This is a genomic window from Methanosphaerula subterraneus (assembly GCF_052055875.1).
GTDB classification, from domain to species: domain Archaea; phylum Halobacteriota; class Methanomicrobia; order Methanomicrobiales; family Methanospirillaceae; genus Methanosphaerula; species Methanosphaerula subterraneus.
Genome location: NZ_CP170508.1, coordinates 928678 through 951456, shown reverse-complemented (window position 1 = coordinate 951456; position 22779 = coordinate 928678). Strand labels below are relative to the sequence as shown.

Here is a 22779-nt window from a genome sequence, read left to right as displayed (position 1 = left end):
CCTTTAATCGTCTCTTGATACCATGCGTATAGTACTAGGAGAGGTGCGAATAGGCATGGTACATGATGTAGTGCGGGAAGGGCGGCTCAGCGGAGTCCGGTCCGGCGAGGTCGCTGCCTTCCTCTCTTCACGGGATGCGGATCGCTGGATCGCAGAGGCCGACGTGCTGGTAGATATCGCTCACCTGCTGATGCTCCATCGGCAGGGGATCGTCGAGCAGGACCCGGCGGCGGCCGTGATGGAGGTGCTCCTCCGTTTCTCGGCGGACGGGGTTCCCGACCAGGCGTTCGATGAGCAGTTTGAGGATATCCATGCCGGGATCGAGTCGCTGTTGATCGCCGAGGTCGGGATTGAACAGGGCGGGCGGCTCCATATCGGGAGATCGCGGAACGACGAGGTCGCGACCTGTCTGCGTATCAGGCTCTGCGAGGAACTGCTCGAGATCGGGGACGCAGTGAACGGTCTCTGCGAGGTGCTCGTCTCCCTCGCCCGGGAGCACACCTGCTCGGTGATGCCGGGGTTCACCCACCTGCAGCATGCGCAGCCGACCACGCTGGCCCATCACCTGCTCAGTTATGCGCAGGCGTTCAACCGGGACCTTGAGCGGCTACTGTCGACCTACCGGCGGGTGAACCGGTCGCCTCTCGGTGCGGCGGCGTTCGCGTCGACCGGGTACCCGATCGACCGGGAGTTCACGGCCACCATGCTCGGCTTCTCGGGGGTGCTCGAGAACTCGATGGATGCAGTCTCGACCCGGGACTTCGCCCTCGAGGCGCTGGCCGACTGTGCGATCCTGATGGTGAACGCCTCGCGCTGCTGCGAGGAACTGATCCTCTGGTCCTCGTCGCTGGTCAGATTCGTCCAGCTCGACGACGCCTACTGCTCGACCAGTTCGATCATGCCGCAGAAGAAGAACCCCGACACCCTCGAGATCATGCGTGCCAGGGCCGGCTCGGTGATCGGTGCCTCGACGGCGGCGCTCTCGATCGTGAAAGCCCTGCCGATGAGTTATAACCGCGACCTGCAACAGCTGACCCCCCATCTCTGGCAGGGGGTCGGGGATGCGGGTGCATCGATCCGGATTCTGGCCGGCGCCCTCTCGACCGCCACCTTCAACACCGAGCGGATGGAAGCCGAGGCCGGCCGGGGTTTCTCGACGGCCACCGAACTGGCAGACATGCTGGTCCGGGAGTGCGGTCTCCCGTTCCGGACCGCCCACCATATTGTCGGCAGGGCCGTCCGGTCAGGAGCTCTGACCCTCGCCTCACTGAAGAAGGCCGCGACCAGCGAATCGATCGACCTTCCCGCCCTCGGCCTGACCGAGGAGCAGATCATGGCAGCCCTCGACCCGATCCATGGCATCGAGGCCAGATCGGTGATCGGCGGGCCTGCCGTCCCGGCTGTCAGCAGTGCGATCGATACACTGCAGGAGTCCATCAAAGCCGGCAGAACTGCCATCGCCGCAGAACGATTCCAGCGGACCACCGCGATCACCACCCTCATCAATGAAGCACGGAGGCTGAAAACATATCATCAGTAAGATTGCAGACCGGCGACCGTGTCGCCTGCACCTATGCGGGTTCCCGGCTCGAAGGGACCTATATCACCGAACGGGACGGAAAGCGTGTATTGAAACTCGACAGCGGCTACAATATCGGTGTTCCTCCCGAGTGCTGCCAGCTGCTCGACCCGGCCCAGCCCCTCGAACAGCCGCAGCAGATCGACCTCGACCAGGACAGTTCGCTGCCGCACCTCTCGATCGTCTCCACCGGCGGGACGATCGCCAGCAAGATCGATTACCGGACCGGGGCCGTGACCAGCCAGTTCACGGCCGCCGAACTGATGCGGGCGATCCCGGGGCTCGGCTCGATCGGGCAGTACCGGACGGTGCAGCTCGCCTCGATCCTCTCTGAGAACATGACCCCCCTGCTCTGGCAGGAACTGGCCCGGGCCATCTACCAGGAGATCCGGGACGGAGCAGAGGGCGTGATCGTCACCCATGGGACCGATACGATGGCCTATTCTGCGGCGGCAGTCAGCTTCATGCTCAAAACCCCGGTGCCGGTGATCTTTGTCGGCTCGCAGCGGTCGGCTGACCGGCCGAGCAGCGACAACCTGATGAACGGTCTCTGCAGCGCCCGGGCCGCCGTCAGCGACCTCGGCGAGGTGGCCGTCGTGATGCACCAGACCAGTTCGGACGACTTCTGTGCGATCCACCGGGCGACACGGGTGCGCAAGATGCACACCTCCCGGCGGGACGCGTTCCAGTCGATCGGCAGCGCCCCGATCGGGACCATCGCATACCCGTCCCTCGAGGTGAACCTGACCGACAACGCGGTCAGGCGACAGCCGATCGAGCCGGAGCTCGCTGACCGGCTGGAGGAACGGTGCGGGCTGCTCCAGTTCGTTCCAGGGCTATCCCCGGATATTCTGGCGGCCTACGAGGGCTACCGGGGGCTCGTCCTCTCAGGGACCGGCCTCGGGCATGTCTCGACAGCCTGGTTCCGGCAGCTCGGATCGATGATCGAGGACGGGACCACCATCGTGATGACCTCGCAGTGCCTGTATGGCCGGGTCTGCGACCGGGTCTATGACACCGGCCGGGACCTGCTGAAACTCGGCGTCGTCGAGGGGGGGACGACCCTCCCGGAGGTGGCGCTGGTGAAACTGATGTGGGTGCTCGGACAGGAGAAGGACGAGGAGAAGGCGAAGAGGATGATGGCAACCGATCTGCGTGGCGAAGCGCCCGGGAGGTCTGCACATGGATTATAAGGCGATTGGGCTGAAGGCGGGGATCGAGATCCACCAGCAGCTGGATACCGCCCACAAACTCTTCTGCAACTGCCCGACCCGTGTCCGTGCGGTCGACGAGCACAACGGCGAGTTCCGACGGTACCTCCGGGCCACCGAGAGTGAGATGGGCGAGATCGACCGGGCCGCCGAGGAGGAGATGAAGCAGGCCCGGCTCTTCACCTATTATGCCTACGACTCCACCTGCCTGGTGGAGAATGATGAAGAGCCGCCGGCACCTCTGAACCAGGAGGCGCTCGAGCTCGGACTGACGATCGCGAAGCTCTTCGAGATGATCCCGATCCCGCAGGTGCACATCATGCGCAAGCTGGTGATCGACGGTTCCAACACGAGCGGGTTCCAGCGGACCGGGCTTGTGGCGATCGATGGTGTCCTCCCGAACGGCGGGACGATTGAGAGCCTCTGCCTGGAGGAGGAGGCGGCCCAGCGGGTTGAAGGTCCGATCTTCTCCCTCGACCGGCTCGGGATCCCGCTGGTGGAGATCACGACCTCGCCGTGTATGCACACTCCCGAGGAGGTGGCCGAGGTGGCCGCGTACATCGGGATGGTGCTCCGGTCCACCGGACAGGTCAAGCGCGGGATCGGCACGATCCGGCAGGACATCAATATCTCCATCCCCGAGGGGGCCAGGGTGGAGATCAAGGGCGTGCAGGAACTGGACCTGATCGCCGAGGTGGTACGGCGCGAGGTGCAGCGGCAGCAGCAGCTCCTCTGGATCCGGGACCAGCTGATCGAGCGGAACGCCTCGATCGACCCGGTCGTCGAGGACGTGACCACCCTCTTCAAGCAGACCGGCTCGGCGATCCTCAAGAAGGCGAAGGTGATCCTGGCGATCCGGCTCCTCGGGTTCGGCGGGCTGGTCGGGCATGAGATCCAGCCGGGCCGCCGGCTCGGCTCTGAGCTCTCCGACTATGCCAAGAAGTGCGGGGTCGGCGGGATCTTCCACACCGACGAGCTGCCGGCCTACGGGGTCACCGCTGACGAGAAGGCCGTCCTGATCGAACGGATGAACGCCGGAGAGCAGGACGCCGTGGTGCTGGTCGCAGCCGACAAAAAGAAGGCGACCTGTGCGGTCAGACAGGTGATCAAGCGGGCTGAGATGGCGTTCCTCGGCGTTCCTGAAGAGACGCGAAAGATGCTCGAGGAGGGGTCGAGTGCGTACATGCGCCCGCTGCCAGGGGCTGCACGGATGTACCCGGAGACCGACGTGCTGCCGGTGCTGATCACCGCAGAGACCTGGGACCTGGTGTGTATCCCAGAGCTCCTCTCTGCACGGGCAGAGCGGTTCCACCGGGACCTCGGCCTGGACACCGGGCTGGCTCACCAGATTGCCTTCTCTGAGCGGCTGCCGCTCTTTGAGCAGGCGGTCGACGGGGGGCTGAAGCCGACCCTGGCGGCGCGGACGCTCCTCTCGACGCTGAAGGAACTCTCCCGCGACGGTGTGGCGATCGACCGTATCGGAGACGATCAGGTGCTTGCCGTGCTCCACGCCATCGAGGAGGGGAAGGCCGCGAAGGAGGCGATCGGGGACCTTCTCAGGGCTATCGCCGATGGAAAATCCCTTGATTCTGCACTCGAAGCGCTCGGTCCGACCATCTCGAAAGACGAACTTTCCGGGATTGTTTCAAGGATTGTGGCCGAACGAAAAGAATTTGTTGCAGAGCGGGGGATGGGCGCGCTCGGTCCGCTGATGGGGATCGTGATGGAACAGGTCCGGGGATCGGTGGACGGCAAGGTCGTCAGCGCCCTTCTCCGTGAAGAACTGAAGAGGCAGGGGTGAGGATGAGGGGGCCGAGGCGCTACCTTTATTCCTGCACCTGCATAATACCATAAGGAGTTCGATTCATGGGAAAGACAGGAATTACCTCATGGGTACAGGTCAAGGGCGCGAAGGGTCAGCTCAGGCTTGTACCGGCAAAGGAAGGGGAACTGAAGAAGCCAGGGCCTAACCAGCGGTTCAAGGCAGGGATCAACCTCAAAAAGGTCGACCAGGCCAGCGAGGCCCACGGTGGGCAGCGGAGAGGCGGACAGCGGAGAGGCGGTCGCGGCGGACGCGGTGGTCGCGAGAAGAGCCCGGCAGAGATCCTGGTCCGGTCCCGTCTTCACCGCCCGAAAGTCTCGGTCGTCGGTGCAAAGCAGAAATCGAGCAGATAGGCTTGAATAAAGCCAAACAATTTTTAATATCGGACGTTATTATCTAGCCTATGGATCCAAAGGATGCTGTACAGCGTTTCCAGTATGGCGAACATATCAAGACCGTTCTGATCACAGCCTCGCAGCTCGAGATGTCGCTGCCCAGCTACCCTGAGACGGACCGGGCAGGTGGACAGAAGATGCTGATCGCCCTCCTTGAGGGGATCCGGGGCGACGCCCAGATCGCATTCCGACGGACTGAGGAGATCATGTTCCAGAACTGTGCAAACCAGCTCTCCGCGGCGATCAGCCAGATCGAGAGTAAGGAGTATGAATCGGCAGCCGTGACGATCGGTGGTGCAGTCAGTTCTGCGACCACTGCGGCTCAGAAGGCATGGGAGTACCTCGCTGAACATGGACTCATCTGAATTTATCACATTTTTACAGGACCGCTCATCGGTCAGGGAGTTTCGGAACTATCCGCTCTCTGATGAGGAGATCGCATATATGCTGGCCTGTGCACGGACCGCTCCGACTGCAGGGAACCTGGAGTCCTGGGATATGGTCCTGGTCACCGACCCGGAACAGCGGGCGGCCCTCGCAGAGGCGGCCCACGACCAGACCCAGATCGCTCAGGCAGGGGCGATCTTTGTGGTCTGTTCCAACTATGTGCGGGCGATGGCCCGATACGAAGAGCGCGGGATTCTGTACGCGCTCGAAGACGCAACGATCGTCTGCACCTATCTGATGCTCGCGGCCCATGCCCTGCATCTGCAGTCGTGCTGGACCGGTTCGTTCGATGATGATGATGTACGGACTGTGCTCGATCTGCCTCCCCACCTCCGCCCGGTCGCGCTGCTCGCGGTCGGGAACGGTGCCAAGGGCGGGGTCTCCCCGCAGCGGAGGCCGATCGAGGAGCATGTCCACCAGGATTACTGGTAAGGAGAGTAGGGTATGCCTGACTATATGGTGACGCTGGAATCGGCGTGGATAATTAAGGATGTAAAGACGATGGACGACGCGATCAGCATCGCCATTGGTGAAGCAGGCAAGCGACTGAACCCTGCAGCAAAGTACGTGGAGATCGAGAGCGGGATGACGATGTGCCCGCTCTGCAACAAGCCGCTCAGCTGTGCGGTGGTCGTGGCCAACACGGCGCTGGTCGGGCTGACGCTGCAGATGAAGGTCTTCCGTGCAGAGAGCGAGGAGCACGCGGTCAGGATCGCCAAGTCGGTGATCGGCAAGGCTCTCCGGGATGTGCCGCTGAACGTGCAGGACGTGCAGGAGTTATGATATCAGTCGTTGGGCACACCGCCATCGATCATATCAGCCGTGTGCCTGACCTGCCGAAGAAGAACGGTTCGACCTCGATCACCGATAGAAAGATCTACTTCGGTGGCGGGGCGGCCAACATCGCGGCCGGGATCGCGACCTTAGGCAGTGCCTGCACCCTCGTCTCCGCCGTCGGTGGGGATTTCGCAGGGGGCGAGTACGACCGGGCGATGCAGAAACTCGGGATCGAGCAGCAGTTCTTTGTGGTGCCTGAGGCTCATACCCCGACGGCGTTCATGTTCACCGACCGGGCAGGGGACCAGATCACCTTCTTTGAATGGGGCGCCTCCGAAGCCTTCACCCGGTCTGAAGCCCCGGCCCTGGACTTTGTTCACATGGCGACGGCCGACCCGTCCTTCAACAGGCAGGTCGCTGAGAAGAGCCGGTTCGCTTCGTTCGATCCCGGGCAGGACCTGCACCTGTATCCGCCCGAGGACCTGGCCGCGATCATCGCTCATATCGACATCCTCTTTGCCAACCAGCACGAGGCCGCGATGATGGCGCAGATGCTCGACACCACCCGCGAGGAGATCGCGGCACGGGTGCCGCTGACCATCTTCACCTGCAGTGGCGAGGGCTCGAGCCTCTTCATCAAGGGGGAGGAGACGAAGATCCCGGCGGTTCCGGTCCCGCTGGTCGACCCGACCGGTGCCGGGGACGCCTACCGGGCCGGGTTCCTCTCGGCCTTCGATCGCGGCTATGACCCGCTGACCTGTTGCAGGGTCGGGACGGTCACCGCCTCGTTCGTCGTGGAGAAGGCCGGCTGCCAGACCAACCTCCCTGACTGGGAGCGGATGGCTGCCCGGTACCGCGAGCACTTCGGAGTTCTCCAGGGGGCCTGATCCCATGGCCTGGGCTGCGCTGACCTCGGGCGGGAAGGACTCGGTCCTTTCGATCCAGAAGGCGATCGATGCCGGTCTCGATGTCCAGTACATCGTCGCTGTCCGGTCGGAGAACCTGGACTCGTATATGTTCCACTCGGCGAACATCGACGTCGTGCAGACGATCGCCGAGGTCTCCGGGCGGGAGTATGTGGAGATCAGGACGCACGGCCGCAAGGAGGAGGAACTCGTCGACCTGGAGCAGGGTCTTGCAGCCCTTCCGATCGAAGGGGTCATCGCCGGAGCGGTCGGTTCGGTGTACCAGCGCGACCGGGTGGCCGCCATCGCCGAGCGGCTGATGCTGAAGGTCTTCACCCCCCTCTGGGGGATGGACCTCGATCAGCTGATGGGCGAGGTCGCAGCCCGGCTGGACGCGATGATCATCGTCACCGCGGCCGACGGGCTGGACGAGTCCTTCCTCGGGGCTCACATCGACCAGGCCCTGATCGACCGGCTGAAGCAGGTGGTCTCCCGCCGCGGGATCCACCTGGCCGGCGAAGGTGGCGAGTACGAGACGCTGACGCTGAACGCGCCGTTCTACAGCCGTCCGATCACGTACACCTCGTCTGAGGTACATACCTCTGCAGGGCGGAGCGAACTGGTCCTGCGAGGGTTCACCTGATGGGTTCGTCCACCGATGTCACGATAGCCAGGCTGACCAGGTATCTCTTCACGGCACCGTCCTGGCCACGGTCACTCTTTATTATCGTCCTGCTCGGGCTGATCGTCGACGGGGCATCGATACAGCTCGGCGCCCATGGAAAGTTCCTCGGGACACTTGCATTCACGCTGCCGGCCCTGGTCGCGACGCTGTTGACCAAGCCGCTGATCAACCGCCTCGGCAAGCCGATGACCTGGAACCGGTCGGCGCTGCTGGCGATGGCCTGCACGGTCTTCTGCGTTATCATCACCCTCTGCTCGGCGCTCGCCTCGTTCACCCTGGTGCCGCTCCTCTTCGCCTGCTCCCTCGGGTTCATCTTCGGGATCCGGCTGCTGGTGCTGGTCGCGATCGCCGACTACCGGGTGCCCCGGATGGTCGTGCCGGCCCTGATCCAGCCGGCGGTCGGGGTGATCGTCGGGACGCTCTGGTTTTTGCAGCCCTTCTTCCTCCTCTCGCTGATCCTGATCCTGGTCTTCGGGCTCGGGTTCGTCGCCCTGATCTGGCTGATCGAGCGGCCGCTGTACAAGGCGTTCCATATCAAGGGACTGAACTTCATCAACGCGTTCATCGCTCACAATACCGACGGCTCCCGCTCGATGGAGGATTTCTTCAGGGAGATCGGAGAGGAGGTCTATGTCCCGCAGGTCAGCCTCTTCTTCAAGCGGAACGAGAAGAACGGCGTGATCATGACGATCCCGAATGTCCACCCCGGGCCGATGGGGGAGATCGGCGGCGGGAACCTGCCCAAAGTGATGACCCGTTCGTTCACTGAGACGGTGCTGGTCCCGCACGGGTGTGCGACGCACGACTTCAACCTGGTCTCGGAGAGCGAGGTCTCGAAGCTGGTGGCGGCGGTCAAGGGGACACGGGCCGGCCTTGAATATGAAGGGCGGGCATCGCTCGCCTACCGGGTCACGTACGGGTCGGTGGACCTGCTGTACCAGCGGTTCGGTGAGACCATACTGATGGTCTCGACCCGTTCGCCGGAGAAGACCGAGGACCTGGACTTTCCGCTGGGTCTTGCGATCATGGCCGAGGGGAGGCGGGTGTACAAACATGTCGCCTTCATCGACGGGCACAACTGCATGACCGAGATCACCTCGCCGGTGATGGCCGGGACGCTGACGGCGACCGAGTACCTCCGGGCGGTCAGGACGGCGGTGGACGCCGCGGCGAAGGTCCCGCAGCGGATGGTGAAGGTCGGGGTCGCGGAGGTGACGCTCCCGTTCACCCGCGACCAGGGGTTCGGGGACCTCGGCGTCCAGGTGCTGGTCGTGGAGGTGGACTGGCAGAAGACCGCGTATGTCCTCCTCGACGGGAACAACATCGAGGCCGGCGTCCGGGAGGTGATCCGCGACGCGGTCCTCGAGATGGTCGACGAGGCCGAGGTGATGACGACCGACTCGCATGTCGTGAACACCATCACCGGCAAGAACCCGATCGGGCTGAAGGTGCCGGCCGCCGAGATTCTGCCGTTCGTCCTGCGGGGGGTCGAGGAGGCGATCGCCGACCTGTCGACCGCCGAGGTGGCGGCGTCGACGGCCTGCTGCGAGAAGGTGGTGGTCTTCGGGTCCAACCGAATCGCCCAGCTGGCCTGCACGGTGAACGCGATGCTGATCTACATCGCCCCGCTCTCGTTTGCGATCCTGCTGCTGGCCTTCCTCCTCTCGATCTTTGCATACCGGGCGCTGCTCTGAGAGGGGTTACGTTTTTTCTCCTTTCCCGGTCTCTTTTTGAGGCGATCCTGCGCTCCACCGGTCGACGCTTGATGGAGGTTCCCTGGTTGGGTCGCGGTTTCGTACCGCCTGAAGATGGAGAAGGACCCTTTCGTCATAAGAACCGGGGTCGGTTTTTTCCCTGCGCCAGGGGTTAAATACGTGATAGGCGAACGTTTACGCTATGCCAATCATGGACTGGTCCGACGATTTGAGTGTCGGGGTAACGGAGATCGACAACCAGCATAAGAGACTGATCGAACTGATCAACAAGCTGCACGATGCGATGAAAGCCGGGCAGGGGAAACTGGTGCTGGAGACGACGCTCCAGGAGCTTGCCGCGTATACCGTCTATCATTTCCAGGCCGAAGAGCAGTACATGCAGCAGTTCAAGTATCCCCGGTACTCCTCGCATAAGGTCGAGCATGATGCATTTGTGAAGAAAGTCACCGATTTCCAGAAGGATTTCGCCGAGGGCCGGCTCGGTCTCACGCTCGACCTCATGAAGTTCCTCAAGGACTGGGTGAAGAACCACATCAAGGCGACGGATAAGCAATACTCTGCCCTGTTCAACAAGAGCGGGCTTGCGTAAGGGGGGGACTGGCGTGCCGGCCGGCCTGCTCCTTTTTTGAGCGGGCTTATTCGATCGGCGACCTGATCCCGTACTCATCGATTTTTTGGACGGATTCGAGGGATCCTGCTCAAAACCGTCAAAGACTTTTACTATCTTTACAACCAAGAATGTTGGGCGCGAGGGTAGCCAAGCCCGGCCAAAGGCGCTGGACTTAAGATCCAGCCTCGAAGGAGTTCAAGGGTTCGAATCCCTTCCCTCGCATTTTCCTTTTTTGAGTGTAAGCATTAGTGATTTTTATTGGGGATGGACATTTGTCTATACTCACTTCGCTTCTCTCAACTAACTTCAGATCAACACACTCCTTTCGTACGCTGCCCTGTATCACAACGCTCGTCAGGCCCTCGACCTGCTTAGCCGCCGGTGCCGGCTCCCCGAAGGGGAATATCGGGGTGAGGAGAGAACGGTACAAAGCACAGTGTGGTGCGAGGAATATTGGAAAAATTGTTGATAGTAATATTTCTGTTTTGGGTTATTAACGACAAATAGAGAAATTAACAAGGTTATTTTGGGGGGACCACTTGTGTTATATAAATATTTAAATATTGATATTATATATGTGGTGTATAATGTGGAGTTGATGTTTGGAGCCAAAATATCGTTTATCATATCATTGGTGTTTTTAATAAAAATTTCAATGGTGATGAAGTTGAATTTTCTCTTTACGGCGTTTGAAGGATCTATGGGGGTGGAGGCATGGTTGCCTTCTCCTTCAATGTTATGATCTGATATACAAACTCTAAACTGAATCCACCCCCAATGATCAAAGAAGGGGGGTTCGAATCCCCCACTCCACTTATTTTGATATCTTTAAGACATCATTTCTGCTAATTAATTTTAAAAGGGACAGCAACCGCCGGCAAGAAGAGAGAGCGAAGATAATGGAGGATCAGAGAATATTAATAAAATCTAGGGAAGGGCCCATGTTACAATATGAACAGGGTGAGAGAGCTCGGCGGACTATCGGCTCCATCTAAATATTACATGAGATATAAGAAAAACCCCTGTTCGATTCTACGATTATTTCGTAAAATGGATAGATATATGAAGCATCACTAGATAGTACATCATATGTTGATCGAATATAGTGTCGAAAATTTTCGATCTATCTCAGAAAAAACGACACTCAGTATGTTAACTTCCAAAGAGAGGAAAAAGGCATATAATCTAATAAAAGTGGAGAACAATCCAAACATTAAAAAGTTGCTTAAAAGTTGCATTATCTTCGGTGCAAATGCATCGGGTAAGTCTAATCAGATTCGTGCCCTGAGCCTGATTAAACAAATTGTGATCACTTCAAAACAACTGAATAAAGGTGATAAGTTGCCCTATCTTCCATTTAAATTGGGTGTCGCCTATGAAGGGAAACCCACTATATTTGAACTTGATTTTTTAAGTCATAATACAGAATATAAATATTCTTTTTCTTACAATGTCGATGAGATCATTTCTGAAGAACTGAGTTACTTCAAGGGAAAAAATGAGCATCATATCTTCAAGCGAAGTAAGGATACAATAAATGCATTCGATGATGAAGATGAACTGAAAGGACTATTCAAACATACTGGAAGTAATGTTTTGTTCCTTTCAAAAGCCAATAACGAATATAAACCATTTGGCCCAGTATTTGAGTGGTTTAATATCAATCTAAGATATTTCGAACAGATCTCAGAACTTCATAATAGATATACTATTCAATACATGAACAAATCCAAAGAGAACAAAGATAAAGTCCTAAAAATTCTTAATTATGCCGATTTCGACATCTCTGATGTATTAAGCAATAAGATCAAGATGAAGAGATCCGATATTAATGAGTATTTCCTAGGTCTGATTGAAAAAGATCAACCTGGACTAATAAAAGATGGAGATCTTATAAAATATGAATTAAAGAGTGTTCACAAAAGGGATGACGGTTCGGATATTGTCAACGACTTTTCACTGTTTGAGTCTGCAGGAACAGAAGTGTTTTTTAATGTTCTTGGACTTATTCTCGACTCATTTGAGAATCATCAGCGTGTGTTAGTTATTGATGAATTTGAAACTAGTTTGCATCCAGACTTAATCCAGTACCTCTTAAGGATTTTTCATGACAAAGAATACAATAAAGTTAATTCGCAGTTGATAGTCACAACACACAACACCAAGATTCTTTCATCTGATTTCTTCAGAAGAGAGCAGATCTGGTTTACCGAGAAGAAAAAAGATACAAAAAATACAGATCTTTTCTCGTTGTATGACTATGAAGGACGGATTGATAGGTCCATCGAAAAAGCATATTTCACCGGGCGTTATGGGGGGTTACCTGACATTCTTGACAGGAGGTTTTAGAGATGGCAAGAGAGAGAATACCCCGGCGACTCCAAAAAAGAATTCAATTTTTCTTTTTTACCGAGGGCCAGACTGAATGTAATTACTTCGATCAGATAAAGAAAGATCTAGCAGGAAATAATAGAAATATATCTGTTCAAATTCGTTCAATAAATAAGAAATCTGCGGTAGAATTTGTCAAATATGCCCAGAACTATCTCCTTTCTCTAAATAAGGATTTGAATTTAAAAGATCGGGTCTTTTGCGTTTTTGATATGGACACGGCCAACGACGATGATATTGATAAGGCAATTAAGAAAATGCCCAAAAATATGCAGTTAATTGTCTCAAATCCGGATTTTGAGTTATGGTTATTACTCCATTATGAATATCGTTGGACAGCCCTCGACACAAGGGAACCGATTAAAAAATTCAGGAAATACATGCCTGATTATCAAAAACCATGTGTAGATAAAATATATCGTTCCTTAAAAGAAAATGAAAAAGCTGCTTTTAAAAATGCACAATTACTCAGGGAGCATCAGACAGAAGAGGGTCATTATCTGTTTTCCAGGGCTGCTAATCCATATACTAATGTAGATGAAGCGATTTTGTATATTTCTGATCACTGCAAATCCTGATAATGCCCGGGATCATTGTGGTCAACGCCATCAGATAGCGGAGTCTCCTATACAGAAGTACTATAATGTGCGGGCAGGCAACGCAGCGGTCTCCGTCTTTTCGTTCCTCGCCGGCGCCGGCCTCCTATCCCTGCGAAGCGAGGCGTCGACATCGAGAGGTCCCGGGTGTTGGGCCCCGGTCGTTCTGTTCTCTCCGGAGATGACCGCCATCGGAACCGTCACGCCGGCATGGTATCCGCCGGTGCAGATTCGTGGCGCCGTTGGCTCTTATCTCCTGGATTTTACATAATTACCGTAAACAGCCCTTTATAACTAGGAAATAATAGCAGAACTCATTGGGATGGAGTCCCGTACGGGGAAGGGAAACAACCGATCATCAAAAAAAATCAGATTCGATCTCCTGAGATACCAGACAGCCATCTCATACCTGCTGTTCTGATATCTTCAGATGGATCGTCTGTGGTATTGAGCGGATAGCATTCCAGAAGCAGAACAACACAGGGAGGAAAGTATGATAGAAGTCATAACCGTAATCGAGGGCATTGTCGTCATCATCATTGGTGTCGCCCTCATTCTCGCATCATCTCTGCTCATAATTGAATTAATCGGGGCTTTCGTGATTCTCATGGGCGTGATCCTTGTTGCTAAAGGATTTGTTAAAAAGTTTAGAAATCCCTGAACGAAAGGGCTCTGGTGAAACCGTCTGGTACAATTATCCCACAATAAGGCAAAAACTATAAAAAATACGAATCGTTGCTCCCCGGGTTGATGATGAAACCAGCACCGGGGAGCAGAACTCATGTCAATGAACCGGTATACCAGGCGTATCAACAACATCTGTTCTGTACTGCGTTCTCAATTTTCCCGCAGAACGTGTACTCATCATCAGCTCATGGCCATCCTTCTCTTTCCTGGAGCCCCAGGCACAGACTATCGCAATGCGGTTGAACTCATCCGATCTGATGAGCAGGATCAGAGCCCTTCTCCAGCTGGATCAGAGCGTCATCTTCCTCTCCGATCAGCATCAGAATCGGAACGCTGACCCGACCCAACATGGCCCGAAACCCCTGGATACCGGCGCCGGCAGGACTGTCGCTCCGACCCGGCGTTGCGTTGAGTCGTGGGGCCGGCCGTCCGGTTCGAGTGCCGTGTATCTCCCCATTCGAATGCCAGAGGATCGAAACGGCATCGGGTGCCGGCAGATCTCCTGATGGTGAAGAGCCAGTCGAGAGCAATCCGGGTCAACTGTTACGAACCCGGACCGTATCCACTCCGATCATTCTGCCATCATGAAGAACCGTGTGATGGCAATCCGATCTGTCGTGGTCAGCCGGTAGACCGGATGCGACCCTCCTCTGCCGGGGGATATGACGACCTGTGGGAGTACGCCGTTCTTTCGGTGTAACGTCGATCGGGAGATCCGGGTGTACGGGCCCGATCTATCTGTCTTCCCGGGGGTTGATATCGGATAGAGAATCGCCATCCGGGAACCTGGGTGGATCGGTCCAATTGTATTAACAGCGAGAGGATGATACTTTTTGGAAAATTTGAGACTGAACTTTTTCTGGAATTATCACTGATATCTATATCATCTTATCTCTAAAATGCGATAATAACAAAAACATATTATCACTGATACCTTTATTATGGTATCGCATTATAGTGATATACTAATTGTATGATCAACAGCGAAGACAACTCGATACTGGTGCACATAAAACATGAACTTGGTATACGTGACAACGCATCAATCTCCTGGGGAGTACAGATCTCAGAGGAACTACCCTTCAGGGTTGATCTTGTTATCGAGGACGACTCAAAAAAATATTTTATCGAAATTTCGTCACGGTTGACGATTGATAAGATCGGGCGTCAATTGGTCCTAAAAAATATTCTTCGGAATACCAACTCCAGGAACAGATCATTTGAATTTATTGTTGCGAGCAAACTCATCTCTCCAGAGACAGAAAAGATCGCACATTCCTGTGATATCCGGATAATCGCATTACCGTACCGGTCAAATGTCCATGAAAACGAAAAGTCCGATGTGCGTCGTATCGAAAAGATCAGTTCTGCAAAATCCTGGAAGATCGTTATCGCTCTCCTTACTGAGAATGAGTGCTCAATCCGGCATATCGCCCTGAAAACGAATGTCTCGTACGCTTGGACCCATGCAACGGTGAAAAGCCTGATAGCAAAAGGCATAGTCGTCGAAGTGAACAATTATGTAAAGCTCCAGGATATTCCAAAACTGCTGAATGGAATAGCATGGGAGCGTCCCTTTGAAAAATTATATTATAACGAAGTTGTTCTCCCGGAAAATGATGCATTGTCAGCAGCCCGGACAATTACGCGAATGTGCGAGTGGCAGGATATCAAGTGTGGGTTCACAAGTTTTACGGCTGGAGGAATTTATACAAAATATGGATTCCGTCATGACACCGCATATGTCTATATTTCCAGGGACAACCTCGATCCATTTCTCAAATCCTTTGATGCGTCGGATACTCATGGGATCAAGATTCGGGTTTACAAACCGGACCGGGACGTATTTAGTGATACACGAATCGCTGAGGGGATCCGGTTGGTATCGCCTGCACAGGCTCTTCTCGATCTGGCTGGACTTGGATATAGTGGCCGGGATCTGACCCTGAAACTCGTGGAGAACTATGCCAGGTTATGAGGTTCCCCGTTCGGTCGTAGATGCATCATTGACCGAACTGGCAGCGATCTCTCATTGGATCGAAGAGAGAGAAACACCAGAGAATCCAACCACGGTCCTGATCGGAGGCTGGGCGGTGTACTGCTATAACCAGTGGTATGGATCTATAGATATCGACCTTGTAACCAATGCCAGAACGCGGCAACATCTCATGCGGCATCTGGAGGGGTCACGGGGTTTTATCAAACGGCGTAATCCTCCGTTTAGAAACAGTGTTGTAAAGATGATTCCTCCGAATGGAGAGATTATCATTGACTTTATCCCCCGTGATCACGAGAACTGTTTCGAAGGCAGGGGTGAAAAATGCCCCATGAGCCTTCTGAACGATAGAACAGTTCGTAAGGAAATTTCACCAGGTGTTTTTATCCCTGTTCCCGATCGCTCGCTTCTGCTCGTCCTGAAAATGAAAGCAGCGTGGGACAGGAATTATCGGATACAGGAACGGACCTCGCATGATGAAGACTGGGAGAAAGGGAAACTCAGAAAAGACCGGGCTGATATTTTATCTCTCATTGATCCACAAGTCGGGGGTACTGAACTCGATATCATGTTTTTTGGGGATATGGTAAACAGATATGATTTTTTGGTAGACATTCTCACAATTATTCCCAATGACCGGGATGCACTTCAGATGTACGGACGTTTGGACAGGAGTACTGCTCAGAGCACGATTGATGATTTACTCAGTCTCATCAGGTAAAACCTGGGTGTTCCAAAGAAATTGACGATACGACCCTTGCTCGCCAGGTGACAGGCAAGCGTCAGGTAGACATTATGCGGATCACCCGATACTGTGAAATATGACGACTAGGAGGAATACACCGTTCTTTAGCGACTCAGTCATCGAGAGACCGGGGTGTAGGGCACCGGTCGTTCTGTTCTCTCCAGAGATGAACGCCATCGGAATCGGAACGCTGACCCGGCCCAACATGGGCCGAAATCCCTGGATGCCGGCGCCGGCAGGACCTGTGCCCCGATCCGGCGTTGCGCTGAGTTCGTGGGGCCGGCCGTCCAGTGATCGGGAGTAAGCGTCGGCACACGCCGGCCCGTGCGAGTGTCGTGCATCCTCCACTCGAATGTCTGTGGATAGAAAGGGCATCGGTTGCCGGCAGATCTTCTGCTGGTGAAGGACCAGTCGAGAGCAATTCGGCCCCAACCGCCATTGAGCGCATCACAAACTATTTGAGATCATAGACTCACCATGTCCGTTCAGCGCTGATTGCAGAGTTTACGACAGTTGCCACCAGCTGTGTGGCCCAACAATCGTTTCAGGCAGCGCAGGAGAAGCCAGGCCATGCAACCAACAATGCCCGAGCCCACAAAGAGCGGCCATGCCGCGGTCAACGGAATCAATTATTACTATGCGATCTACGGCACCGGCGAGCCGTTGGTGCTGCTTCACGGTGGCCTCGGCCAGATCGAGATGTTCGGTCCCAACCTGACCCGGCTCGCACAGCGCCGGCAGGTGATCGGCGTTGATCTGCAGGGCCATGGCCGAACCGAACTGGGCGATCGGGAGATCAGCCTGGTCGACATGGGAAACGACCTGGCCGGCATCCTGGAGCAGCTCGGCTACGACAGGGTCGACGTACTCGGCTACTCGATGGGCGCCGGCGTCGGGTTCCGGTTCGCCGCCCAGCATCCGGAGATGGTCCGCCGCCTGGTGCTCGCCTCCTGCCCGTTTGCGCAGGATGGGTTCTATGCCGAGATGTTACCGCAGCAGGCTGCAGTCGGCTCCGCGATGGCAGAGCAGATGAAGGAGACGCCGATGTACTGGTCGTATCTGGAGATAGCGCCGCATCCGGAGGAGTTTCCGAAGCTGCTCGACAGGATGGGGGCGTACATGCGCAGGCCGTACGACTGGTCGGAGGACGTCAGGAAGCTGACCCTGCCGGTGATGCTCGTCTACGGCGACAGTGACATGATCCGTCTGGAGCATGCGGTGAAGTTCTACCAGCTCCTCGGCGGCGGACTGATGGATGCCGGCTGGCAGCGCGAGCACATGTCGCAGAACCGGCTGGCGATCATACCGGACCTGACGCATTACGAAATGGGCGTTGCGCCGCAGCTGGTCGACACGGCTCTGCCGTTTCTGAACGGCGAAGGTCGTCCTGTGAACTGGGATGAAGTGGTGGGGACGTATTCTCAAGCCGGGTCCGCACATCTTTAAGAGATCGATCGAACTTATCTGGCGAATGAACCCGTTTTGAGCTCCCCGTCACGCACATAGGATGCAATGATGACCCCTTTTTGGGAAACTTCACATTTCTGCAACGTGAAGGCTGCCGGCAGAGTACCTTCACCAAATAATCTTTTGCCGGTGCCAAGGGTGACCGGGAAGATCTTCAGCCAGAACTCATCGATCAGATCGTGCTTCAACAGCGTCTGGATAAGATTACTGCTCCCGGAAACCTGCAACTCCGGACCATCCATATTCTTGAGTCTCTTTATCTCCGCAACAACATCGCCGTTGATAACGATGGTATTTTCCCAGGAAGGATTCTGAAGCGTCTTCGATACAACATATTTCTTCGAGCGGTTGATTATCCCGGCAAGCGGTTCCTCATCAGGATTGGCATGCGGCCAGTACGACGCAAAGATCTCATAGGTCTTCCTCCCAAGGAGTGCTTCATACGGCCGACTCATCTGGTTCATCATCTCCTGCATCAGGAACTCGTCGCCATAGTTGACCATCCACCCTCCATACTTGAAACCTCCGGAAGGATCTTCCTCTGGTCCGCCGGGTGCCTGCATGACTCCATCGAGGGAAACAAAAGTGAGGACAATAATTTTTCTCATTCCAAACCTCATGCCAGAGGACACACTCCTCATTAAAATAAATTATCGCGCCTCTCTACCTGACAGACCCAAACTCGCGTGAGATGTCTCCGGCGATCTTCAGCCTTTCCGTTTCGTGCCGCGTTGTGCATTTTTGACAATCTCAGTACAACCGTTGTCACGTTTTGATGGTCGTGCGTTCTGGCTTTCTCTGATCTGCTCTGGAGCGGTATGTCACTCATACTGGCAGAAAAGGAACTGGTCTGGTGAGGTGAGGTTGTTCGGCCGGGAAAAGAAGGGCACCGTCGCAGTGCACACAGGCTAGCACTCAAACACCAGCCAGCACAGATCGTTGCGTAACCGTTGATCGTCAAGAACAAGCTCCCGAATTTCGTCAGGAAGTTGTTCGCGCTGCCACCGGCACTCCCGACGGCCTGCCAGTTCGCCCTCGCCCTTCGGAGCAGCAGCCTGCACTGCCTTGATCGCATAGGCGGCGGCACCGAGTTCGTGGGCTGCAACGTGGGCGACTGCCGCGGCCTGGCCGGCCGCGTGGGCCGCGTGTCTCGCAGCTCCGGACAGGTCCCGTGCAGCGTCATTGGCAGAGCCCGCTGCCGAGCGTGCCTGCATCATCGTGATTTCGCCGCGTGTCCACGCCCGGACCAGTTCCACCGCACGGCGGGGCCTCGGATCCCGGGGCTGGACCGCTTCGAAGAGAGGCAGTACGTGCTCGGCGCATTCAGACGCCCATAGTGCAAGCAGGTGGTGATTTGCATCACTCAGCGTGCCTCCGCGGCGTATGGTAATGAACCTGGGATCCCGGAGCTCGGAGAATATCATCGTATATCTTTTCCCCCATGGTCTTGCCGTGCCGGCATCACATGGATGAGCTGACTACCGTTCATAGCTGATCCCGTTTTTTATCGTGAGGCAGATCACCTGTCAACCCCCAACGTATCAGAACCCCGTATCATCTCCTCCATCCCAAAGATGATCCTAAGGACTGCGACAAGAATAATCCCGAAAGACCGTTTGACATCTTTCAACAACACCCTCTTTCAATACCCACTTTTGCTCTCTTTCATAGTTTCAGCTACCCTGAACCTGACGATCTTTTTCAAAAGTTCATAGGGAACCGGCTTGTCGAGCGGGAATTGAACAGAACCCTTCCCCTGTTTGTACGGTAATAACTCTTTTTTAAACGCTTCAATCCCGGAAGGAATCGGATAAAACCCTATATGATTCTTGAATGCGGCGAAGTGTACAAGATTTTTCTCATTCAGCCTGAACGTGGGCATCTGATATCTGATCGCCTCAGTCGCTTCAGGAGCGACTTCCTGAATGGTCTTCCTCATTTTTTCAAGTTCTCTTTGAACCTCCGCCGGAAATGATCTGATGTATTCATCTATCGTTTGAAATTGTTCTTTCAACTCCTTCATGACATGATTCTCCAGGCTCGTTTTAGGATGATAGAGTGCATCCTGTATAAAATAATGAAGCGGCATCTCATTGTCTGATCTTTTTCAAGGTACCCACTCCTCAGTGCCCTCGGTTCCGGCAATAGACGACCCCCATTCCCAATCCGTCGGGTCCGTCAGGCAAAGAAGCACGGCCCTGTCAATCCTTTGTTGGGATCTCAGAATTCTGCAGCTGGGTGATCTGTATCAGATTGCCGCAGGTGTCGTCCAGGATTGCGATGGTCGCCGGCGTACCCGGCAGCTCTGTCGGCTCCAGGGTGAACTTCACCCCACGTTTTTTCAATCGTTCATACTCTTTCTGGATATCGTCCACAAAGAAGGATGCTGCGGGAATGTTCTGCTGGAAAAGAGCTTCCTGATACGCCTTTGCAGCGGGGTTTTCGTTTGGCTCGAGGACCAGCTGGGTACCATCCCTGTCTTCGGGCGAGACAACCGTCACCCACCGGTAATTATTGGCTGAGATATCTGCCATTTTTACAAAGCCAAGGATCTCCGTATAAAACTTCAGCGCCTCAGTCTGACTATTCACGTGAACACTGGTGAGTCTGATTCTCATGGAATGCTGATAATGAATGAACCGGTAAAAAAAAGTTGCGCTGCATCGATGGGGAAGCACTACCTTCTTAGAAGAACCCGGCAAGTACCGGCGTCAGGACTGCCGGGCTGACATCATGGGTCTGGCCGTCAAGTATCTGAAGCCTGGCGTGGGGCATGATTTCCTCAGTGTTTCGGCAGTCGCCCTCATGAACGGGGGACTGGCGCTCCTCGCTCGTTCTATTTTCTCCGGGGAGCAGATGAACGCCATCGGAACCGTCACGCTGACCCTACTCAATTCATCCCGAGTCCAAAACCCTACCGATGCCGGCGCCGGCAGGACCTGTGCCCTGACCCTGGTGTTATGCTGAGTTCAGGGGGCCGGCCGGCGACTCGGGAGAACGACGGTGGCAGACCTCCAGCCAGTGCCGGCCGTTACCGGGGCGGTGCCACAGCGTTTTCCGAGTGAACGTAAGTGCCGGTTGGATCATCCATTTGATTTCTGTATGAAGTTATCAGAATTCGTGGTATCAACCCCTGCCAGGAACCCGGCCACCTGCGTGAGGAGCAACTCCGGCTGTGTCCTCGCGATCGTATGGTCTCCATCAAAAAGAACCAGTTTTGACCCCTGGATTCCCTCAGCAAGTTCATGAGCGATCTTCAACGGTACGAACTGGTCCTTCGACCCGTTTACGATAAGGGTGGGTGCCCGGATCATCCCGATCACCTTTCTGCCGTCAAACTGTGCGACCGCTTCACCCTGCCTGCGGAATGACTCCGGTGTCGGTGGATACTTCTGACCGAATATCCATCCCGACCCCTCATCCACCTTCTTCTTCGAGCCTGGCAGGTATCGCATCAGGGTCATCATTCCTTTTATCGCGAATGGGATCCGGGTGAATCCGAGGTGCAGCACAAGGCCGTTGACCCGATCGGGATATCTGGCTGCGATCACCTGGGCGATCATCGACCCCATGGAGATCCCGAGGATGTGGGCACGGTGGATGCCCAGAGCATCCAGAAGCGCGATGGTATCATCGGCCATCTGCTCGATCGAATAGGGTTCATCGGTCTTGTCAGTCCTGCCGGTTCCCCGCTTATCGATGGCGATCACCTGAAATTTTTTGGCGAAATCCGCGATCTGTGCAGAGACCGTAGTGATCTCCGTTCCCCATCCTGGGATGAAGACCAGTGTCTCTCCTTTTCCGTGGATCTCGTAATACATATCGATATTATTTCCATGGACTATTGGCATTTTTCCCCTCCATTTTTACAGTATCCACTCGACAGAGGGACCTGTTGTTTTTTTTTATACGATTATTCTTTAACCTCCGGCCCGGTTTTTTTCTGTATAGCCGCAGGAGGAGACTCTGGCTTTCCTGCCGTTTTTTCAACCGCACTTGCAATAAACCGGGGGTAATCGGCAACAAACCGATCGAACCCGATCCCCCCGGTCGCCAGCACGTTTTGCCAGCCCGGTTGCAGGGAGATGACACTCGTACTCATGAGACTGAGATACACTGCCATCTCCAGGGGATCAAGATCGTCCCGTACGGTACCATCCGCGATGCCTTCGGCAAGCGCATCACGGAGCATCCCGAGTTGTTTTTCCAGCAGTTCGAAGATCCGTTTTACCAGCGGGTTGTCGGTATCTTTGAAGATTTCAGGTCCGACAGCACCAATCGTCCGGTAATACTCCGGGTTTTCGCGGGCAAAATTAAGAGACGTCTCTCCCAGCAGCCGGGATTTTTCCCTGCCTGAAACGTCTTGGATTACCTTGTCTTCGTAGCGTGCGATGAGTTCCTTCATCTTGCGCAGGATGATTGCGAACAGTAAGTGATCCTTGTTCTCAAAATAGAGGTACAGGGTAGCTTTGTTCAGCCCGACCTCTTTTGCAATCTTCTCCATGGAGACGCTTGTAAAACTCTTTGCAAAGAAGAGCTCTTCCGCGGTATCGAGAATGTACAAACGTCGCTGCTCCCGCTCTTTTTCGATTAATTCCTGGAATGACATTGTAATCACCAACTCCATAACTGTAGTTTATCAATATAACTGTCGGTTATGCAAATAACCTAAAGTTGGTATAGGTTATTAATATTTCGAAATAATGGAATCGGGATTATTCCAGCGCCTTGTCCCTCTCCTTCTCCAAAAA

The 22779-nt window shown here is 55.0% G+C and carries 25 protein-coding genes, 1 tRNA gene and 1 pseudogene; 20 read left to right on the top strand and 7 right to left on the bottom strand.

Annotation, left to right across the window (positions count from 1 at the left end; all coding sequences use genetic code 11):
* The first annotated feature begins 55 nt into the window (after positions 1-55).
* The 16 genes and pseudogenes from argH to ACFKSJ_RS04375 all read left to right on the top strand — a co-directional run.
* Positions 56-1540: an argininosuccinate lyase gene (gene argH / locus ACFKSJ_RS04450; RefSeq protein ID WP_440951053.1), complete on the top strand. Its 1485-nt coding sequence runs from the start codon at positions 56-58 to the stop codon at positions 1538-1540.
* Positions 1541-1542: 2 nt separating this feature from the next.
* Positions 1543-2772 (top strand): Glu-tRNA(Gln) amidotransferase subunit GatD, encoded by a 1230-nt coding sequence (gene gatD / locus ACFKSJ_RS04445; RefSeq protein WP_440951052.1) that lies wholly within the window; start codon positions 1543-1545, stop codon positions 2770-2772.
* Positions 2762-4591 (top strand): Glu-tRNA(Gln) amidotransferase subunit GatE, encoded by a 1830-nt coding sequence (gatE, locus tag ACFKSJ_RS04440; protein ID WP_440951051.1) that lies wholly within the window; start codon positions 2762-2764, stop codon positions 4589-4591. The genes gatD and gatE overlap by 11 nt, the downstream gene beginning before the upstream one ends.
* Before the next feature lie 65 nt (positions 4592-4656).
* Positions 4657-4965, top strand: coding sequence for a DUF5350 domain-containing protein (locus ACFKSJ_RS04435; protein WP_012617746.1), 309 nt, complete (start codon positions 4657-4659; stop codon positions 4963-4965).
* Between the two features lie 50 nt (positions 4966-5015).
* Positions 5016-5372, top strand: a complete 357-nt coding sequence (locus tag ACFKSJ_RS04430) for a hypothetical protein (protein WP_440951050.1) — start codon at positions 5016-5018, stop codon at positions 5370-5372.
* Positions 5359-5886 (top strand): nitroreductase family protein, encoded by a 528-nt coding sequence (locus tag ACFKSJ_RS04425; protein ID WP_440951049.1) that lies wholly within the window; start codon positions 5359-5361, stop codon positions 5884-5886. Before ACFKSJ_RS04430 ends, ACFKSJ_RS04425 begins: the two co-directional genes overlap by 14 nt.
* A 12-nt stretch (positions 5887-5898) precedes the next feature.
* Positions 5899-6237, top strand: coding sequence for a DUF555 domain-containing protein (locus tag ACFKSJ_RS04420; protein ID WP_440951048.1), 339 nt, complete (start codon positions 5899-5901; stop codon positions 6235-6237).
* Entirely contained in the window at positions 6234-7118 is an 885-nt protein-coding gene (locus tag ACFKSJ_RS04415; protein WP_440951047.1) for a carbohydrate kinase family protein, read from the top strand. Before ACFKSJ_RS04420 ends, ACFKSJ_RS04415 begins: the two co-directional genes overlap by 4 nt.
* A 4-nt stretch (positions 7119-7122) precedes the next feature.
* Positions 7123-7779 (top strand): diphthine--ammonia ligase, encoded by a 657-nt coding sequence (locus tag ACFKSJ_RS04410; protein WP_440951046.1) that lies wholly within the window; start codon positions 7123-7125, stop codon positions 7777-7779.
* On the top strand, positions 7779-9515 hold the full coding sequence (locus ACFKSJ_RS04405) for a DUF2070 family protein (RefSeq protein ID WP_440951045.1): 1737 nt from the start codon (positions 7779-7781) through the stop codon (positions 9513-9515). The genes ACFKSJ_RS04410 and ACFKSJ_RS04405 overlap by 1 nt, the downstream gene beginning before the upstream one ends.
* Positions 9516-9726: 211 nt before the next feature.
* Positions 9727-10125 (top strand): bacteriohemerythrin, encoded by a 399-nt coding sequence (locus ACFKSJ_RS04400; protein WP_440951044.1) that lies wholly within the window; start codon positions 9727-9729, stop codon positions 10123-10125.
* Between the two features lie 158 nt (positions 10126-10283).
* Positions 10284-10368, top strand: a tRNA-Leu gene (locus ACFKSJ_RS04395).
* A 927-nt stretch (positions 10369-11295) separates the two neighbouring features.
* A complete protein-coding gene (locus tag ACFKSJ_RS04390) occupies positions 11296-12495 on the top strand; it encodes an AAA family ATPase (RefSeq protein WP_440951043.1) in 1200 nt (399 codons plus the stop codon).
* A 2-nt stretch (positions 12496-12497) separates the two neighbouring features.
* The gene (locus ACFKSJ_RS04385; protein WP_440951042.1) at positions 12498-13115 is read left to right on the top strand and encodes an RloB family protein; all 618 of its coding nucleotides are present in this window, start codon (positions 12498-12500) and stop codon (positions 13113-13115) included.
* A gap of 511 nt (positions 13116-13626) precedes the next feature.
* Entirely contained in the window at positions 13627-13794 is a 168-nt protein-coding gene (locus ACFKSJ_RS04380) for a hypothetical protein (protein ID WP_440951041.1), read from the top strand.
* A gap of 120 nt (positions 13795-13914) precedes the next feature.
* Positions 13915-14113, top strand: a pseudogene (locus ACFKSJ_RS04375) (IS5/IS1182 family transposase); the annotation flags it as partial.
* A 278-nt stretch (positions 14114-14391) separates the two neighbouring features.
* Here the strand turns inward: ACFKSJ_RS04375 and ACFKSJ_RS04370 are convergent.
* On the bottom strand, positions 14392-14598 hold the full coding sequence (locus tag ACFKSJ_RS04370; RefSeq protein ID WP_440951040.1) for a hypothetical protein: 207 nt from the start codon (positions 14596-14598) through the stop codon (positions 14392-14394).
* A gap of 195 nt (positions 14599-14793) precedes the next feature.
* Between ACFKSJ_RS04370 and ACFKSJ_RS04365 the strand changes: the two genes are divergently transcribed.
* From ACFKSJ_RS04365 to ACFKSJ_RS04355, 3 genes are all read left to right on the top strand, one after another.
* On the top strand, positions 14794-15798 hold the full coding sequence (locus ACFKSJ_RS04365; RefSeq protein WP_440951039.1) for a hypothetical protein: 1005 nt from the start codon (positions 14794-14796) through the stop codon (positions 15796-15798).
* Positions 15785-16537: a hypothetical protein gene (locus ACFKSJ_RS04360; protein WP_440951038.1), complete on the top strand. Its 753-nt coding sequence runs from the start codon at positions 15785-15787 to the stop codon at positions 16535-16537. The genes ACFKSJ_RS04365 and ACFKSJ_RS04360 overlap by 14 nt, the downstream gene beginning before the upstream one ends.
* A gap of 594 nt (positions 16538-17131) precedes the next feature.
* A complete protein-coding gene (locus ACFKSJ_RS04355; protein WP_440951037.1) occupies positions 17132-18007 on the top strand; it encodes an alpha/beta fold hydrolase in 876 nt (291 codons plus the stop codon).
* A 14-nt stretch (positions 18008-18021) separates the two neighbouring features.
* Here ACFKSJ_RS04355 and ACFKSJ_RS04350 read toward each other — a convergent pair whose 3' ends face one another.
* The 4 genes from ACFKSJ_RS04350 to ACFKSJ_RS04335 all read right to left on the bottom strand — a co-directional run bounded on the left by ACFKSJ_RS04350 (position 18022) and on the right by ACFKSJ_RS04335 (position 20646).
* Complete coding sequence (locus tag ACFKSJ_RS04350) at positions 18022-18648, bottom strand: dihydrofolate reductase family protein (RefSeq protein ID WP_440951036.1); 627 nt, start codon at positions 18646-18648, stop codon at positions 18022-18024.
* A 288-nt stretch (positions 18649-18936) separates the two neighbouring features.
* On the bottom strand, positions 18937-19452 hold the full coding sequence (locus ACFKSJ_RS04345) for a putative immunity protein (protein ID WP_440951035.1): 516 nt from the start codon (positions 19450-19452) through the stop codon (positions 18937-18939).
* Between the two features lie 218 nt (positions 19453-19670).
* Positions 19671-20051 carry an iron chaperone gene (locus ACFKSJ_RS04340; protein ID WP_440951034.1) on the bottom strand — a complete coding sequence of 127 codons (381 nt, stop codon included), beginning with the start codon at positions 20049-20051 and terminating at the stop codon, positions 19671-19673.
* Positions 20052-20229: 178 nt separating this feature from the next.
* Positions 20230-20646, bottom strand: coding sequence for a VOC family protein (locus tag ACFKSJ_RS04335; RefSeq protein ID WP_440951033.1), 417 nt, complete (start codon positions 20644-20646; stop codon positions 20230-20232).
* Positions 20647-20761: 115 nt separating this feature from the next.
* Between ACFKSJ_RS04335 and ACFKSJ_RS04330 the strand changes: the two genes are divergently transcribed.
* Positions 20762-20995 carry a hypothetical protein gene (locus ACFKSJ_RS04330; protein WP_440951032.1) on the top strand — a complete coding sequence of 78 codons (234 nt, stop codon included), beginning with the start codon at positions 20762-20764 and terminating at the stop codon, positions 20993-20995.
* A gap of 116 nt (positions 20996-21111) precedes the next feature.
* Here the strand turns inward: ACFKSJ_RS04330 and ACFKSJ_RS04325 are convergent, their stop codons facing one another.
* Together ACFKSJ_RS04325 and ACFKSJ_RS04320 are read right to left on the bottom strand one after the other, a co-directional pair.
* Complete coding sequence (locus ACFKSJ_RS04325) at positions 21112-21879, bottom strand: alpha/beta fold hydrolase (protein WP_440951031.1); 768 nt, start codon at positions 21877-21879, stop codon at positions 21112-21114.
* 62 nt (positions 21880-21941) lie between these two features.
* Positions 21942-22655, bottom strand: a complete 714-nt coding sequence (locus ACFKSJ_RS04320) for a TetR/AcrR family transcriptional regulator (protein ID WP_440951030.1) — start codon at positions 22653-22655, stop codon at positions 21942-21944.
* Positions 22656-22779: the final 124 nt, after the last annotated feature.

Bases quoted from the DNA above. Each gene is read 5' to 3' on its own strand.
- argH (WP_440951053.1), top strand. From the start codon at position 56: ATGGTACATGATGTAGTGCGGGAAGGGCGGCTCAGCGGAGTCCGGTCC.
- gatE (WP_440951051.1), top strand. From the start codon at position 2,762: ATGGATTATAAGGCGATTGGGCTGAAGGCGGGGATCGAGATCCACCAG.
- ACFKSJ_RS04435 (WP_012617746.1), top strand. From the start codon at position 4,657: ATGGGAAAGACAGGAATTACCTCATGGGTACAGGTCAAGGGCGCGAAG.
- ACFKSJ_RS04430 (WP_440951050.1), top strand. From the start codon at position 5,016: ATGGATCCAAAGGATGCTGTACAGCGTTTCCAGTATGGCGAACATATC.
- ACFKSJ_RS04425 (WP_440951049.1), top strand. From the start codon at position 5,359: ATGGACTCATCTGAATTTATCACATTTTTACAGGACCGCTCATCGGTC.
- ACFKSJ_RS04420 (WP_440951048.1), top strand. From the start codon at position 5,899: ATGCCTGACTATATGGTGACGCTGGAATCGGCGTGGATAATTAAGGAT.
- ACFKSJ_RS04415 (WP_440951047.1), top strand. From the start codon at position 6,234: ATGATATCAGTCGTTGGGCACACCGCCATCGATCATATCAGCCGTGTG.
- ACFKSJ_RS04410 (WP_440951046.1), top strand. From the start codon at position 7,123: ATGGCCTGGGCTGCGCTGACCTCGGGCGGGAAGGACTCGGTCCTTTCG.
- ACFKSJ_RS04405 (WP_440951045.1), top strand. From the start codon at position 7,779: ATGGGTTCGTCCACCGATGTCACGATAGCCAGGCTGACCAGGTATCTC.
- ACFKSJ_RS04400 (WP_440951044.1), top strand. From the start codon at position 9,727: ATGGACTGGTCCGACGATTTGAGTGTCGGGGTAACGGAGATCGACAAC.
- ACFKSJ_RS04390 (WP_440951043.1), top strand. From the start codon at position 11,296: ATGTTAACTTCCAAAGAGAGGAAAAAGGCATATAATCTAATAAAAGTG.
- ACFKSJ_RS04385 (WP_440951042.1), top strand. From the start codon at position 12,498: ATGGCAAGAGAGAGAATACCCCGGCGACTCCAAAAAAGAATTCAATTT.
- ACFKSJ_RS04380 (WP_440951041.1), top strand. From the start codon at position 13,627: ATGATAGAAGTCATAACCGTAATCGAGGGCATTGTCGTCATCATCATT.
- ACFKSJ_RS04370 (WP_440951040.1), bottom strand. From the start codon at position 14,598: ATGGCGATTCTCTATCCGATATCAACCCCCGGGAAGACAGATAGATCG.
- ACFKSJ_RS04365 (WP_440951039.1), top strand. From the start codon at position 14,794: ATGATCAACAGCGAAGACAACTCGATACTGGTGCACATAAAACATGAA.
- ACFKSJ_RS04360 (WP_440951038.1), top strand. From the start codon at position 15,785: ATGCCAGGTTATGAGGTTCCCCGTTCGGTCGTAGATGCATCATTGACC.
- ACFKSJ_RS04355 (WP_440951037.1), top strand. From the start codon at position 17,132: ATGCAACCAACAATGCCCGAGCCCACAAAGAGCGGCCATGCCGCGGTC.
- ACFKSJ_RS04350 (WP_440951036.1), bottom strand. From the start codon at position 18,648: ATGAGGTTTGGAATGAGAAAAATTATTGTCCTCACTTTTGTTTCCCTC.
- ACFKSJ_RS04345 (WP_440951035.1), bottom strand. From the start codon at position 19,452: ATGATATTCTCCGAGCTCCGGGATCCCAGGTTCATTACCATACGCCGC.
- ACFKSJ_RS04340 (WP_440951034.1), bottom strand. From the start codon at position 20,051: ATGAAGGAGTTGAAAGAACAATTTCAAACGATAGATGAATACATCAGA.
- ACFKSJ_RS04335 (WP_440951033.1), bottom strand. From the start codon at position 20,646: ATGAGAATCAGACTCACCAGTGTTCACGTGAATAGTCAGACTGAGGCG.
- ACFKSJ_RS04330 (WP_440951032.1), top strand. From the start codon at position 20,762: ATGGGTCTGGCCGTCAAGTATCTGAAGCCTGGCGTGGGGCATGATTTC.
- ACFKSJ_RS04325 (WP_440951031.1), bottom strand. From the start codon at position 21,879: ATGCCAATAGTCCATGGAAATAATATCGATATGTATTACGAGATCCAC.
- ACFKSJ_RS04320 (WP_440951030.1), bottom strand. From the start codon at position 22,655: ATGGAGTTGGTGATTACAATGTCATTCCAGGAATTAATCGAAAAAGAG.